This is a genomic window from Micromonospora coerulea (assembly GCF_016598485.1).
GTDB lineage: Bacteria > Actinomycetota > Actinomycetes > Mycobacteriales > Micromonosporaceae > Micromonospora > Micromonospora coerulea.
The window spans coordinates 1-936 of record NZ_JAEMUW010000101.1; the positions used below are offsets into that span (position 1 = coordinate 1).

The following is a 936-nucleotide window of genomic DNA, read 5'->3' on the forward strand; positions in this document are numbered from 1 at the left end:
CCGTAGCGCCAGGACGGCGATACGATCTCCGCAGTTATCTCTAGACCAACCGTCAAGCAACACCTGGGACGGATTCGTCAAGCATCAGGTGGGACTCGACATCGGGCTTGCGCCAGAACTTGGGCTCGACGGGCGACGGCAGCATGTCGGCCCACCTGCGCAGTACCTCGACGGCCTGGTCCCGGAGGACTCCGTCGGTGGTCTCCTCGCGTAGTGACCGGCGCTCGATCGGCTGGGCAGCCTCCCGGTAGAACTGGAGGTCTTCGAAGCCGTAGGTCGCTACATCGTGGCTGCTCGCCCCGAAGATCAGACGTGGGATGCGTGCCCAGTAGCAGGCCATGAGGCACATGGGGCAGGGCTCGCTGCTCGCGTACATGATGCCGTCTTCGGAACAGGTGCCGCCCGAGGTTGCTGCCGGCGTGCCGGGCTGCTGGTGCGGTTCCTGGCCTACACCGGGCTGCGGTGGGGCGAGGCGTCGGCGCTGCGGGTGTCGCGGCTAGATCTGCTGCGGCGACGGGTGACTGTGGCGGTGGCCTTCGCGAAAGTCGGCGGGGAACTGGTAGAGGGCACGCCGAAGAACCATCAGCGCCGGTCGGTGCCGATTCCGCGGTTCCTCGTCGACGAGCTGGCCGCGCACGTCGCCGGCAAGCGCCGGGACGCTCTTGTGTTCACCGCTCCGAATGGCGGTCCGCTACGCAACACCAACTTCCGTTCGCGGGTCTTCGCGCCGGCTGCGGCATCGGTCGGGCTGGCGGGCCTGACTCCGCACGACCTGCGCCATACAGCGGCGAGTCTGGCCGTGGCGGCGGGCGCCAACGTCAAGGCGGTGCAGCGGATGCTCGGGCACGCCTCGGCGTCGATGACGCTGGACGTGTACGCCGGCCTCTTTGGTGACGACCTGGACGCGGTCGCCAACCGCCTGGACGAAGCGTTCGG

General features: G+C 68.3%; 1 protein-coding gene and 1 pseudogene. One reads left to right on the forward strand and one right to left on the reverse strand.

Translation table 11 applies throughout. The features are described from left to right. Positions 1 to 52: 52 nt before the first annotated feature. A pseudogene (locus tag I8N68_RS32460) lies at positions 53 to 397 on the reverse strand (tRNA-specific adenosine deaminase); the annotation flags it as partial. Positions 398 to 433: 36 nt separating this feature from the next. Here I8N68_RS32460 and I8N68_RS32465 point away from each other — a divergent pair. After that, on the forward strand, positions 434 to 936 hold a 503-nt coding region (locus tag I8N68_RS32465; protein WP_307813062.1), incomplete at its 3' end, for a tyrosine-type recombinase/integrase.